This window comes from Sulfurospirillum arsenophilum NBRC 109478 (assembly GCF_000813345.1).
GTDB lineage: Bacteria > Campylobacterota > Campylobacteria > Campylobacterales > Sulfurospirillaceae > Sulfurospirillum > Sulfurospirillum arsenophilum.
Genome location: NZ_BBQF01000001.1, coordinates 814,942 through 828,669 on the forward strand (window position 1 = coordinate 814,942; position 13,728 = coordinate 828,669).

The window sequence follows — 13,728 nt, forward strand, 5'->3', positions numbered from 1 at the left end:
CTTTACATGTAAACATTCTTCTTTTACATTTCAAATTTTTTTAGGGAGTCATTCATGAAATTATGGGTTACTTTAGTATGTTCGGCACTGATGCTTTGCGCGGCTGAGAGAACATATACATACGAAGAGTTAGATGTCCGTGAAGATGGTGTTTTGGTAGAGACACAAACACTCAAACTTGCAAACGGCATTGGACAATTTTTCTACGAAGCTGGACAACTCAAAAGCGAGACACCGTTTAAAAATGGACTTCGCGAAGGTCTTGGCAAAATCTACTACGAATCAGGCAAACTCAAAAGCGAAACCCCTTTCAAAAACGATAAAATCGAAGGGCTCAAAAAAGAGTATTACGAATCAGGTGTGCTTCAAACCGAAGTCACTTTTGTCAATGACGAAGCTGAAGGTGTCGGAAAGTTTTACTACCCAACCGGCAAACTCCAAGGCGAAACACCTTTCAAAAAGAACCAACCAGCGGGCATCACCAAACTTTACAGCCCAACAGGTCAGTTGATCCGAACTATCGAATTTAAAGAGGGGAAAATCCTCAAAGGCTTTGACTACAACGACCAAGGCAATAAGATAGAACTGAATCGTGATGAGTTGATAGAAGCTACAAAGTAGCTTCTTCTCATTTTACTCTCCACTCTGCGTTTCTCCATCATACGCCATAATCCCATATTCAAGATTGAGGACAGTTTTAAAACCCATATGTTTTAAAATGCGTTGACAATACGCACTCCTACTTCCGCTGTAACAGTATAAAATAACAGGGATGTTCTCTTTTCCATTTAACTGTTCCATAGCATTGTGAAAGCTGGTGGTTGGGATCAAGAAGTCTGTTCCTTTGATGCGGTTTCCGATCCACTCCATCCACTCGCGTGTATCGACAAGGTTGAACTTCACGTTGCCATTTTCTCTAGCTTCTAGGAGTGCTTCAAGCTCACTGCTATCGAGCTGCTCTTTTTTCATTAACACTTCACATTCTTCTTTGCTTAAGCCCCTAACGTGTGTATGAGCTACTTCTTCTATATTCTCTTCTTTGGCAAGTTCGCGCGCGTGTTCAGGGGTGCAAAAAATTGTGCAGTGGCATTTGCCTTTTTGAGGGATTTCTACCGTGAGTGCAGGGGTACAAGGACACAAGCGATTATCTGCTTTGGCTTGCTCTTCGGGTGTGCTTCCGATGACCATAAAACAGGGACAGTAGCGTTTGCCGTAGATGAGTTTATTACGCGTTAAGCCCTGTTGAATCGACTCTTTTACTTCAGTAAGTGGTGTGTATGAAAAGCCAAATTGCTCACATACCTTGTCGGTAAATACTTCTGTTTTTTCAAATTCTGCTAAAAATTCGGGTGAGTTCATATCTATTTTAGTTATCAAATGTATTTCCTTCATTTATTTTTATATGCCGTATTATAGAGAATTTGTATTGGAAGAAAATTAAAAGAACGCTTTACATGTAAAGCATCAAGAAAAAGAGCAGATTGATTTTACATGTAAACCCTTTTGCGATTTTTTTGCTCTTTTTTTGCTTTACTATTTCTCTAGTTGGTTAAAAAAATAAATTAAAAAAAGAGTTTAAGATGCAAACGATTCAACCGCAAGACCGTTCAAGACTGGATGAACTCAAACATCTTCGTGATATTTTTAATGCTCAAAATTCCAAAGAGCTTAAAATTGCGTTTGGTGCGCTTCACTCATGCCTTGAAATTTCGGAAGAGGATTTGGAAGTGCAATTTAATCGTTATTTTGTAGGTCCCATGGAGCCTATTGCCGACCCATTTGCTTCCATTTACATCGATGATCCTGATGTGGTGATGTCAAAAAGTACGTTACATGTAAGAGAATTGTACGAAACGATGGGCTTTACGAATCCACTCAAAAACATCATTCCCGATGATCATTTGGGTGTTGAACTGGACGCGTATTACCAACTACTCTATCTTGAAGAGGCTAAAGGAATAACTTACTTAAGTGACCTTCGTCACTATTTTTTACATGAACACTTAAGCCTTTGGGTGCCGCGCTTCATTGCGCGTGCCTTAGAGCACAGTGAGCATGACTCCAAAGCCATGACCTTTATTTTATTACAGCTCAAATCGTTATTGATAAGAGAAACTACTACACAAGGAGTTACCGCATGAGTTACTCAAAGGAAAACGTTGAGTCCATTGTGAACAATGGACTCAGCCGAAGAAGTTTTTTAAAAGGGCTTGCCGCCAGTGGTGTGTTGTCTTCATTCCCTGGAGGCATTCTCCAAGCCAATGAAGATCTTAATACTAAAATACCGTACCTAGGTGAGAAGAGTTATAAAACCTTTCGTAATGCCTGTCCTAGAAACTGTTACGACACCTGTAGTATTAAAACCTACGTTAAAGATGGTGTGATGCAGTTTATCGAGGGTGCGACTGAATCTACATACACCAGAGGTGGTTGTTGTGTTAAAGGCAATTCTTACGTCAAGCGCGTTTACTCAGCGCGTCGTCTTAAATTCCCGATGATGCAAGTAGGTGGTAAAGGTTCAGGCAACTGGAAACGCATCTCATGGGATCAAGCGATGGATATTATCGCGAAGAAACTGTTAGAGATGAAAAAAGAGGATGGCACACTATTAGGTGCGGCACTGACAAAATACTCTGGTAATTTTGGTATCACGCATTATGGTATTGAGGGTATGTTTAACTCCATTGGTTATACGACAAGACTTGCGGGCACACCGTGTTGGCCAGCAGGAATTGACGCGCAGAACCTCGATATGGGTGATATGTGGTGTAACGATCCTGAAGAGATGAAAGACAGTAAGTTTATTATTCTATGGGGTGTCAATCCTGCGAGTAACTCAATTCACTCGATGAAATACATTTATGAAGCCAAGAAAAAAGGGGCTAAAGTTGTTGTCATCGACCCCGTTTTCACAGAAGCAGCTTCTAAAGCAAGTCAATACATTCAGATCAAAGCAGGCACCGATGGTCTTTTAGCGCTTGGAATGGCGAAGATTATTATTGACGCCAATTTGCACGATCAAAAATGGCTCGATGCAAACTCAAAAGGGTACAAAGAGTACAAAGCATATCTCGATAAAGAGATCAAATTAGACAATGTTTCCAAAATCACAGGCATTCCTCTTGCAATGATTAAAGAGTTGGCTTTATCGTTTGCAAAAGCGAAACCTGCAACCATTTGGATGGGGTATGGTATGCAACGTCACACCAATGGCGGTTCGATGATCAGAGCGATTGACGCATTCGTTGCAGTCTCTGGAAACATCGGCAAATACGCAGGTGGAGCACGTTATGGTCACCTCAATACATGGGGCTTTAACTATGCAGCGCTCAGCATGCCAAAACCAGAAGGCAGTGTGGGTTATACGGGTCCTGAAGGGGCAAAAGGGGATGTTGCGCAAGGTAAAGATGCTAAATCAAACTATACCGACCGCTTTTTAAATATCAACAAAACCGCGCGCGAACTGATTAACGCAAAAGAGCCAAAAGTAAGATTGCTTTGGGTGGCATGTAAAAACGTTTTTGCACAAGATTTTGACCGCAATCAACTCATCCGTGCTTTCCAACAACTTGACCTTGTTGTAGTGGCAGACCAGTTCTTCAATGAAACCGCCAAATGGGCAGACATCGTTCTCCCTGTCGCGACGCAATTTGAGGAGTACGATGTGAACGTCTCGTACTGGCACTATTGGTTAACCCTTAATGAGCAAGCGATCAAACCTCTTTTTGAAGTCAAATCCGATCTTGAAATTGCAGCAATGCTTTCCAAACGCATGAATCAACTTCAAGCTGGTTCGTGTACTTTCCCTCAAAGTGTCGATACTAAAGCGATGATGGTCAAAGAGTTTAACCCTGGCATTTACGAGCAATTTGGCATCAAATCATGGGAAGAGCTTAAAAACGGACCCGTCAAAGCTAAAGCGGTGATCCCGTATGCCGATGGCAAGTTTAAAACACCAAGCGGTAAGTTTGAGTTTTACTCGGACAAAGCATTGGAACTTTTTGGAAGCGCATTACCAACGTATCTTGAAGTACGTAAACCGTACGATAAATTCCGTATGACCTCACCTCACAGCAGATGGAGTTTGCACTCACAGTTCCAAAACTTAGAGTGGATGGAAGATGTGCATCCTGAGCCTTACGTGTACATCAACCCTGATGATGCGGAAGCCAAAATGGTCAAAGAGGGTGACACCGTAGCGGTCTTTAACAAACAAGGACTCTTACGAGTGAAAGCAAAACTCACCGACAATGTTCAAGCAGGAACCGTTTTGATGTACGAGCAGTGGTATAACAACAACATTTACAACGTCAATGAGCTTATCGATGATACCAGCTCTGACATGGGTGCATTTAAGACAGGTGCGCCTGGCGTTGCACTGCATGATACCTTTGTCAATTTTAGAAAACTATAACAGGAGATTGTGATGCAAAAAGCTTTTTTAGTCGATGGCAGTATCTGTCTAGGATGTAATACGTGCGCAATGGCCTGTAAAAATCAGTATCATCAAGATAAAGGGATTTTGTGGCGAAAGGTGCGTGAGATCGGAGCGGAGGAGTATCATATTGATAACAACAATATTTTACCAACCTTAGTTTCGTACCAAAAAGCGCCCACAGCGGAGATGCCGATGGAGCGATTCTACTTTTCACTTGCATGTAACCATTGTGAAAATCCAGCGTGTGTGGCGATTTGTCCTGTGGGAGCGCATACGAAAGATCCTGAAACGGGCATTTGTAAACATGACCAAACGATCTGTATTGGCTGTGGAGGATGCGTTAAAGCATGTCCGTTTGGCGCTTCAAAGTTCAATGAAAAGATGGGACAAGCGGAGAAGTGCAGTATGTGTTGGGAAAGACAAGCGGATGGTAAAACAACGGCATGTGTTCAGTCTTGCCCTGTAGGCGCTATTGCTATCATTGATCTTCACGATCCAAAGTATAAAGAGTATGCCAATGCTTCTCCGATAGGCATTGACTATGCGATCAACGCGGAGACGAAACCGACGACGCGCTTTATCCACCCTTCGATGCCAAAAGAGGTCTATAGACTTCCAAAAGGATAATCTCATGAGAGCAACACTTCTTACTTTAGTGTTCGCTTGTAGTGTTGTGTTTTCTTACGCTTGGGGGAATCCTCCCCCGAGTACCTGTAGTTTTGGTGACCCTCGTTTTGAGGCATTATCCCACCAAAACGTTACGCTTGTAGAGCCTAAAAACTACGTGGTAGGCGAAGAAAACTTCGTTATAATACAGCTCGAAAAGCCTGAACTTCCCTCAGGCTACATGGTAAGTGTTTTTGTGGATACTCTAAAATCACCCAAGAGTGAGCCTGAAGTTCAAGGTTGGTACCCTAAAACGAGCATCAAACCTTTGGTTGAGGGAGTTTATGAGATGTCGGTTCGTGTGAATCTGATGTATAAGGGGAGCTGAGGCGGTATTTTGGTTGCAAGTCTTGCAAATACAAAGATTCGTTTTACCGCAAAAAAGCCAAAATGATAAGGAGCATCAAACGTGGATAAACTTTTTTTGGAACGATTGAAGACGCTCACAATTCTCTATGCCGAAGATGAAGAGGGCATACGTAAAAACATTGCGGCATCGCTTCGCTACTATACCAAAGAGGTGATCGAAGCGGAGAACGGCAAAATTGCCTTAGAGCTCTACAAAACTGAAAATCCAGACATTGTGATTACCGATATTTTAATGCCTGTAATGAACGGCGTGGATCTTGTAAGAGAAATTCGTAAAACCGATGAAATAACACCGCTTGTCATCATCTCTGCACACACCGATAGAGAGTATCTGCTTAAAGTGGTTGATTTACACTTAGAACAGTACATCATCAAACCCGTCAATCTCAATGGTCTCTTAGAAGCCCTCGCGCGCTGTTTAAAGCGCATTGCTCAAACGCATACGATTGTGTATGAACTTCCGTGTGGCTACTTGTATGATGTTGACCATAAGCATTTAACTTATGAAGGTGAGACCATTCATCTCAATAAAAAAGAATCGGGATTTTTAGAGTTACTGCTTCATAATAAACAACGCATCGTTACCTATGATGAACTCCAAGCCAATGTATGGCAAGATGATGTGATGACCGATAGTGCACTTCGCTCCTTGGTGCGAAATTTACGCAAGAAGTTACCGAAAGATTTTATTACCAATTTATCGGGAGTGGGGTATCGATTTGAGATGTGCTAGACTTTTTGTTTTACTGCTCTGTTGGGTGAGCTTAGGCAGTGCTCAGGAGTGGAAAAATCCTTTTTACTACCGCAATGACGATACCGCTTCGGTTCTTATCAACGAGCGTGTGGCAGGCTCGCACATCAAAGTTTTTTTACCGACAATGCCTTATTTGTACGTCTCCAAACTGGTCAATGGCACACTGGTTCGCTCCAGTGGCAACCATGAAGGGTGGGAGTATATGATGGCAACATCGTATACGAAAATAGACGATCTCACCTATGAATTTTCCCTGCGCAAAGGGGTTCTGTTTCAAGATGGAACGCCGTTTAATGCGGACTCTGTGGTGGAAAATTTTAGTTATTTTATGAAAGACCCTGTGGTCTATTCGGACATTCATAAAAGGCTTAAAGGTGTGAGTAAAGTCGATGAATATACCATTCGTATTCATCTGCACAAACCTTACGGACTACTTTTTAGCGATCTCACGTCCATCAATCTTTATACATCCGCCTATCTCAAACGTTATGGTTGGAGTACGAAAGAGGGTTCTACATGTAACAGCATGCAAGCCCCTGGTCCTTATGGTTTAGGCCCTTACATTCTGAAGCAAGGGTACGCAACAGGGCGGTTTCAAACGCCTATTTTAGAGCTCAAAGCCAATCCAAACTACTATGAAGCGGGCTTGCCTTACATTGAAAACATTACCATCTATACAGAACTTACCTCCAATCAATCAGTCTCAATGGCGTTGGAAGAAGAGCAATTGGATATAACGCCCATTCCTTTCAACAAAAAAGTGGAAACGGTACTTTCCAAGTATGCAAGGCTCTACACCAAGCCTTCAACGCACAGTATTTCGATCTATTTTAATCTGCTTAAAGCGGACAGTAAACTCCAAGATCAAAACGTACGCATCGCGCTTAATAAGGCACTCAACCAAGCCAATTTACTCAATTTTGTTTATAAAAAAGAGGGTGAACTAGCGCCCACAGAAGCTTCAGTAAATTATCGCTCCGTCAAACGAGCAACGGGGAATCTTCAAACATGGGGTGAACGTGCGCGCCAAAATCCCGAAGAAGAGAGGGAACTCAAAAAGATTTTAAATGGGTTGGAGCTGGATGTCATTACAATGGATCGTTTTATGTTTTTGTGGCGAGGTATCGAGCATCAGCTTAAAAAGTACGGTGTGACCCTTCATTACACGACCACACCGAATGAAAAAGAGATATACGAACAGCTCCTCACCAATCGTCAAGCGCCAAAAAAGTGGGATATCTTGACATGGGGCAATGATGACTGGAGCAGTAATAACCCTTGGACGGCCTTTTTTGCATACCGCATCTCCGATAAATGGTCAGCGATTGATAAAGACGATTTGATGCAAGAGTACATCGAACATTTCTTTGATGTCGAATTTCAAAGTCCTGCATATGATGAGGTGGTTTCTAAAATTGTCAAACGTGCGTATGAGAAGGCGTATATGCTTTTTGTTCCCTCTCCAAACATTGTTTTAGCCGTAAACAAAGAGGTCCGTTATGAGCCTTCTTCTGTTTTATTGATGCCCCTTTGGAGAGCAAAACTGACCAAATATCACTGGTCGATTAGAGGCAATGCAGCGTATCCTAAAGAGCGTGAGGCTCCCATGTTACCATTAAGGTTTGATTATGATTAAGTATCTTTCCATGCGTTATAAATTTTTTCTGATGGCTTCTTTGGGCATTTGTGCGATTGTCACGCTCTCCTTTTTAGCATTTGATATAACCAATAAAGGTGTGGTCAATGTCAACAATGTCTTTGAAGGTTCCAAGCGGGTTCAAACCATTCAGCAAACCTACATTTTGCCGCTGTTTAAGCTAAGAGAACAATCGCTTTCACTCATTATGGCACCGAATGAAGACTTGCGTAAAGATATTCTCTCAAAAATCAATGAGATGCACACTCAAATGGAAGAGCCGTTTAGCAAACTTCCCTCTACGGTTTATGCTCAGTGGAAAAATTATGTAGCACTCATTTTAGCCAATCAAGCCTACCTCAAAGATGATTTTGAAGAGGGCGCGTTCATTAACGCCAATACAGCAGAGCGCGACCAATTTTACACGCTCATGGATTCGCTTGAAGTGTTACAGCAAAACGAGCTGACCCACTCTTCTGAAACCTATACTAAAGCGAATAAAGAAGCAATCAATTCGCGTTATTTTATTGCAGTTTGGTTGATTATTATTGTGCTTTTAACTTTTATGTTTGGTTTTTTTATTGCTAAAAATATTGTTGATTCTATTTTACATGTAAGACGAGGGCTTAGAGAGTTTTTTGACTACTTGAAATCACCTTCCACCGAAGAAGCCACACGTATTCACATTCCCCTTACCAATAAAGATGAGCTGGGCGATATGGCAAGGCAGATCAATCAAAACATTGAGATTATTCAAGCCAACCTCGAGCAAGACAGCAAACTCATCGAAGATGCAACCAATGTCGTTGAAGATCTAAAACTAGGCAATCTTGATCGCAGACTCGTCGCTTCGGGAAATTCTGACCAACTCAATTTACTCAAAGCTGTGATGAATGAGATGCTCGATAATTTGGAGTTACGCATTCAACAAGAGATCGATGAGCGCACCCGTCAAGAGCAGTTACTGATTCAGCAAAGCAAGCTTGCTGCCATGGGCAATATGATCGGTAATATTGCCCATCAATGGAGACAACCCTTAGGTGAGATCAATGCACTTTTAATGATCATTCAAGTGAGACAACACTTTGATGATTTTAATGAAGCCTTTTTAACAGAAAAAATTGATGAGTGTAACCGAATCACAGCCTATATGTCTAACACGATTAGCGATTTTCAAAACTTTTTTAAACCTTCCAAAGATAAAGAGATTTTTGAGATCAATAATGCATGTGAGCGGGCGAGCTCCATCATTCAAGCCTCCCTTCGTTACCACTCGATTGAATTCTCGTTTAATGCTGCAGAAGAGATTATGGTGCTTGGATATCCTAATGAGTTTGCCCAAGCACTTTTGAATATACTCTCTAATGCTAAAGATGTTCTCACTGACAGGCAGATTGAAAATCCGTTCATTCGTATGAGCGTAAAAAATGGTGAGAAATACACGCTCATTAAGATTGAAGATAATGGTGGTGGCATTGCGGAAGAGTATTCGGAACGTATTTTTGAGCCTTACTTTACGACCAAACACGCTAAGCAAGGTACTGGAATTGGGCTTTATATGACCAAAATGATCATTGAAAACAACATGAATGGTATCGTGACCGTTAAAAATACAGAGCAGGGGGCACTCTTTACAATCAAAATTAAGCATCACGCATAATAAACTATTATCCTTGATACAGCATTACTTCAAAATTTGAATTTTTATACTTTTTTTATACTTTTACTTTAATATTTTTTTACAATATTAAAAAGGAGAAAAAGTGAAAGTATCAAAATCGGGTATATCATTAGCTGTTCTAACAGTGTTGATAAGCAATTCTTTTGCAGCAGACACGTTGGCTAATGCATTTAAAGAGGGCAAAGTAAACGGTACTCTTAAGTCAATGTATCGAGATGCAGATATCTCAGGGCAAGATAGTAGTGGCTTTGCACTAGGTGGTGAATTGGGATATGTGACTGGTAATGTCAATGGTTTTGGTGCAGGTGTAACCTTTCAAACTTCTCATACTATGGGCTTAAAAGACGATAATTCTGCTGAAGTTGATGGTAGTGTTGCTATTTCAGAGACTATGCTGAGTGAAGCGTATTTATCATATACCTTTGATAAAACAGTTGTTAAAGTGGGCCGTCAATATATCGATACTCCTCTTGTTTCTTCTTCAAGCTCAAGAATGCTCAACGGTATGTTTCAAGCAATTACAGTTACCAATACTTCTTTACCCGAGACAACACTGATTGCAGGTGCTATCAATAAATGGCAATATAGAGCTGAAAAAATTCAGGATTTAGATGAAGAAATCTATACGTTTTATGCCCTCAATAAGTCGATTAAAGGTTTAGAACTAACGGCACAAGGAACTGTTCATAAAGATGATCGTAATTTACTCTTTGTAGATGCTTCCTATAATTTACCTATCAATTTTCCTCTGACATTAGGTGCTCAATATTTAGGTGACTATGCAGATATCGCTGGTGAAAAAGACTCTTACATGTATGGCTTGATGGTTGGCACTAAAGTAGCAGGGGTTGGTTTATCTGCTTACTATAACTCAACGGCTAAAGAGGGTGATGTGAATTATGGCTATGGACAAGGAACAGATTGGACATACAATAGTGTTCAATGGTTAACGGGTGTTACGGCAGGTACAGATTCTTATCAAGGTAAAATCTCTTATGACTTTGCGCAAATTGGTATACAGGGGCTAAGTGCGTTTACACGTTATGCAGTTTATGATAACTCCGTTAATGCTGCCAATGATGCAAAAGAATGGAACATTGATGTGAAATATAAATTCTCTGGTGCAATGAAAGGATTAGAAACACGTATTCGTTATGCAGATATTACGTATGATCTAGCAGGTAAGCCTGACGAACACGATTTTAGATTTATTGCTAATTATCAGTTTTGATTTCTAAAAGAATGAGTTTGATGCAGGATTTGATCACTTCTGACTCATTCTTCTTTATTTCATATAATGTTTAGATATAGGAGAATACCTTGATATTGAGTTATAATATAATGCATCTTTACACTTTAAAACGTAAGCTGATCCATGACACATTTTAAACGAAAATATCTATCAACGATCCTCTTCATTCTTATTTTCTTCTCTTTAACATTTGCCTATATTGTTCTTGTTTTTATTAATTATGACGCTAATCAAACGATGATGCAAGAGTTAGTGAAAACAAATCAATTAAATATTGTCAAAGGGTATAAGCGTCAAATTGATGAGTGGCTTTCCGTTAAAAAGCGTATTGTCTCTTCTGCTTCAACCTTTTTAGAAAAACTAGATCCTGAAAAAAACTACCATGAGATCAGACAAATTTTACAAAGTGCCATTACAACCGGAGAATTTCGGAGTGTTTATATTGGTTATGCCAATGATGCTTTTATTACGGGTATTAATTGGACTGCACCGCTAAATTATTTTCCTACCGAGCGACCCTGGTATAAAGTAGGTGAAGAGCGCCAAAGTGTTGCCATTACGCTACCTTATATTGATTCTGATCTTTTACAAGAAGTTGTTTCTATCGTTTCTCCTGTGTATAATCATGAAAGTGGACAGCTAATTGCTGTTCTTTCAAGCGATTTGATTTTAGATTCTATTCAAAAAGAAATACTTTCTATAAATTTACCCTTTAACGGGTTTGCATTCCTTGTCAGTAAAAATGGCAAAATTCTTGTGAGTCCTGATGGCTTTAGCGAACAAAAGTGCAATGGATGTGAACCTGCAATATCTGCTATTCTTTCTAACAGTGAGATGGGGGGAACAACAACATATGCACACAATGGCAAAAAATATTTGGTTTTTTATGAACCTTTGGAAAACAGTGATTGGATTTTTGCTACGGTGTTAAATGAAGAGAGCATTTTTGGGGAACTCAATGAGCAGCTTTTTCAAAATGTCATTATGGCGGTTAGTTTTAGTGTATTTGGTGTTTTGGGAGTACTCTTATTTCTTTTTTTATCGCGAAAAATCTTTGAACATAAACGGCTTTTAGATTCTTTTGCACATAGTAGTAGCCATGCTATGGCAATTATTGATAAGCAAAAAAATGTTCTTTTAATCAATGATCCACTGCGAAAATTTTTAACCATCAATGAATCAATAGAACTAGGCGACTCCATCTCTCATTTAAAAGAGATAGCAGGAAATGAAGAATTGATCCAAACGCTTATTGAAGCTGTATATGAGGTAATGGATTGTACTTTTACGGCAAAAATTATTAAAATCCCTAACGATGATACGGCGGAGTGCCTTTTAGCTCAGATAATGCCTATTATAGATAAGGCTTCAAAAATAGAAGGTTGTATTTTAACCATTAATGATATTACCAATGAATACCGCTTAGAAACGCATGCAAAAGAGCATGAACAGATTATGATTCAGCACAGTAAAATGGCGGCTATGGGCGAAATGGTAGGCGCCATTACACATCAATGGAGGCAACCTCTCGCCGCAATTTTAGTTTTGATGGGAATGCTGAGAATTCAAGTAAAAGATAAAATTATTAGTGAAGATAGACTGATTGAGAGTTTTGATAAAGCCGTTGAAATTATAAAATTTATGGAACAAACATTACAGTCATTTAAATCATTTTATAAAACGGGACAAGAGAAAGAGTATTTTGATAGTGCGACGGTTATTGAGGAGGTCGTTAGTATCATGAGACCTATTGCACGTATCCATAACATTGACCTCGCATTTAGTTATGATTATAAAAAAGATTATCCAATGGTTTCGTATCCAAATTATTTGAAACAAATTTTGGTCAATCTCATTTCCAATGCTAAAGATGCTATTTTGGAAAAAAATAGCACCGTTGATGAAGGTCATATCATTGTCTCTTTATCTGAATTAGATGAAAACTATACTATTAGAGTTGAAGATGATGGCATAGGTATCCATCCCGGGTTTGAAGAAAAACTTTTTAAAACAATGCAAACAACTAAAGGGACTAAAGGCACGGGACATGGGCTTTATTTGTGTAAATTATTAGTGGAAAACAAGTTAAATGGTACTATTAACATCATTTCTTATTCCAATCCGACTGTCTTTGAGTTGGTTTTTTTGAAAGGCAATTAATGGATAAAAGTGTTTTAAAGCGGTTTAATGACTTGCGCATTTTATTAGTTGAAGATGATGATTTATTGCGAGGCATTATACGTGATGCATTAAGTCTTTATTGCCAAGATGTACAATGTGCAAAAGATGGGGAAGAAGGGCTAGAGTGTTTTCATAATGGTAATTTTAATGTCATTATTACCGACATTAATTTACCTAAGATGAGCGGACTTGTTATGGCAAAAGAGATTCGCAAAGCAAGTTCGGAGATCTCCATTATCGTGTTAACGGCTTACGATACTTCCGATAATATATATGCCTCTATCGATATTTGCGCATGTGCTTTTTTACATAAACCTTTTGAGCTCGAACAACTTTACAACACATTACTGATGTGTCTTAGTAAAATTGTATCAAAACATCAATGGCTTGATTTATCGCGAGGATTCTCTTATAACCTTCAAACAAAAGAACTTTTTTGTGACGAGAAAGAAATTCATCTTACAAAGAATGAGTCGCGTTTGTTGGCTATCTTAATTGATCATTTGGGAAAAACTGTCAGTTTTGAAAATATTGAGGGGAATGTTTGGTACGATAAAAGTGCTACACCTGAAACCATTAGAATGCATATCAACAAACTCCGTTCCAAGACCTACTATGAACTTATTGAAAATATTCAAGGATATGGATATAAACTTTCTCCCAAAGCGAACATACCTTTAGAAAAATAATTCCTCTTTTCTCTTTTTAGAATAATCCAATTCACCTCTCTTCCTCAATATTTATACTTTTT

Annotated in this window: 12 protein-coding genes; 11 read left to right on the plus strand and 1 reads right to left on the minus strand. The window is 39.4% G+C overall.

Annotated elements, in window-relative coordinates; translation table 11 throughout:
- Positions 1-54: 54 nt before the first annotated feature.
- Positions 55-621: a toxin-antitoxin system YwqK family antitoxin gene (locus SAR02S_RS04050; protein ID WP_041957096.1), complete on the plus strand. Its 567-nt coding sequence runs from the start codon at positions 55-57 to the stop codon at positions 619-621.
- Positions 622-633: 12 nt separating this feature from the next.
- Here SAR02S_RS04050 and SAR02S_RS04055 read toward each other — a convergent pair whose 3' ends face one another.
- Positions 634-1,377: a ferredoxin-thioredoxin reductase catalytic domain-containing protein gene (locus SAR02S_RS04055; RefSeq protein WP_041957097.1), complete on the minus strand. Its 744-nt coding sequence runs from the start codon at positions 1,375-1,377 to the stop codon at positions 634-636.
- A gap of 203 nt (positions 1,378-1,580) precedes the next feature.
- Between SAR02S_RS04055 and SAR02S_RS13165 the strand changes: the two genes are divergently transcribed.
- From SAR02S_RS13165 to SAR02S_RS04105, 10 genes are all read left to right on the plus strand, one after another.
- Positions 1,581-2,141 carry a TorD/DmsD family molecular chaperone gene (locus tag SAR02S_RS13165; RefSeq protein ID WP_052433517.1) on the plus strand — a complete coding sequence of 187 codons (561 nt, stop codon included), beginning with the start codon at positions 1,581-1,583 and terminating at the stop codon, positions 2,139-2,141.
- Complete coding sequence (locus tag SAR02S_RS04065; RefSeq protein WP_041957099.1) at positions 2,138-4,414, plus strand: molybdopterin-dependent oxidoreductase; 2,277 nt, start codon at positions 2,138-2,140, stop codon at positions 4,412-4,414. The genes SAR02S_RS13165 and SAR02S_RS04065 overlap by 4 nt, the downstream gene beginning before the upstream one ends.
- Before the next feature lie 12 nt (positions 4,415-4,426).
- Positions 4,427-5,065 carry a 4Fe-4S dicluster domain-containing protein gene (locus tag SAR02S_RS04070; protein ID WP_041957101.1) on the plus strand — a complete coding sequence of 213 codons (639 nt, stop codon included), beginning with the start codon at positions 4,427-4,429 and terminating at the stop codon, positions 5,063-5,065.
- A gap of 4 nt (positions 5,066-5,069) precedes the next feature.
- Positions 5,070-5,432: a hypothetical protein gene (locus tag SAR02S_RS04075; protein ID WP_041957102.1), complete on the plus strand. Its 363-nt coding sequence runs from the start codon at positions 5,070-5,072 to the stop codon at positions 5,430-5,432.
- A gap of 81 nt (positions 5,433-5,513) precedes the next feature.
- Entirely contained in the window at positions 5,514-6,206 is a 693-nt protein-coding gene (locus SAR02S_RS04080) for a response regulator transcription factor (RefSeq protein ID WP_041957104.1), read from the plus strand.
- Positions 6,193-7,863: an ABC transporter substrate-binding protein gene (locus SAR02S_RS04085; RefSeq protein WP_041957105.1), complete on the plus strand. Its 1,671-nt coding sequence runs from the start codon at positions 6,193-6,195 to the stop codon at positions 7,861-7,863. Before SAR02S_RS04080 ends, SAR02S_RS04085 begins: the two co-directional genes overlap by 14 nt.
- Positions 7,856-9,523 (plus strand): HAMP domain-containing sensor histidine kinase, encoded by a 1,668-nt coding sequence (locus SAR02S_RS04090; protein WP_198133069.1) that lies wholly within the window; start codon positions 7,856-7,858, stop codon positions 9,521-9,523. Before SAR02S_RS04085 ends, SAR02S_RS04090 begins: the two co-directional genes overlap by 8 nt.
- Positions 9,524-9,668: 145 nt before the next feature.
- Positions 9,669-10,775 carry an OprD family outer membrane porin gene (locus SAR02S_RS13170; protein ID WP_156961438.1) on the plus strand — a complete coding sequence of 369 codons (1,107 nt, stop codon included), beginning with the start codon at positions 9,669-9,671 and terminating at the stop codon, positions 10,773-10,775.
- A 144-nt stretch (positions 10,776-10,919) separates the two neighbouring features.
- Positions 10,920-12,956, plus strand: a complete 2,037-nt coding sequence (locus SAR02S_RS04100; protein ID WP_041957106.1) for a cache domain-containing protein — start codon at positions 10,920-10,922, stop codon at positions 12,954-12,956.
- The gene (locus tag SAR02S_RS04105; RefSeq protein WP_041957109.1) at positions 12,956-13,666 is read left to right on the plus strand and encodes a response regulator transcription factor; all 711 of its coding nucleotides are present in this window, start codon (positions 12,956-12,958) and stop codon (positions 13,664-13,666) included. The genes SAR02S_RS04100 and SAR02S_RS04105 overlap by 1 nt, the downstream gene beginning before the upstream one ends.
- Positions 13,667-13,728 lie beyond the last annotated feature (62 nt).

Coding starts and splice junctions, on each gene's coding strand:
- SAR02S_RS04050 (WP_041957096.1), top strand. CDS start 55: ATGAAATTATGGGTTACTTTAGTATGTTCGGCACTGATGCTTTGCGCG.
- SAR02S_RS13165 (WP_052433517.1), top strand. CDS start 1,581: ATGCAAACGATTCAACCGCAAGACCGTTCAAGACTGGATGAACTCAAA.
- SAR02S_RS04065 (WP_041957099.1), top strand. CDS start 2,138: ATGAGTTACTCAAAGGAAAACGTTGAGTCCATTGTGAACAATGGACTC.
- SAR02S_RS04070 (WP_041957101.1), top strand. CDS start 4,427: ATGCAAAAAGCTTTTTTAGTCGATGGCAGTATCTGTCTAGGATGTAAT.
- SAR02S_RS04075 (WP_041957102.1), top strand. CDS start 5,070: ATGAGAGCAACACTTCTTACTTTAGTGTTCGCTTGTAGTGTTGTGTTT.
- SAR02S_RS04090 (WP_198133069.1), top strand. CDS start 7,856: ATGATTAAGTATCTTTCCATGCGTTATAAATTTTTTCTGATGGCTTCT.
- SAR02S_RS04100 (WP_041957106.1), top strand. CDS start 10,920: ATGACACATTTTAAACGAAAATATCTATCAACGATCCTCTTCATTCTT.
- SAR02S_RS04105 (WP_041957109.1), top strand. CDS start 12,956: ATGGATAAAAGTGTTTTAAAGCGGTTTAATGACTTGCGCATTTTATTA.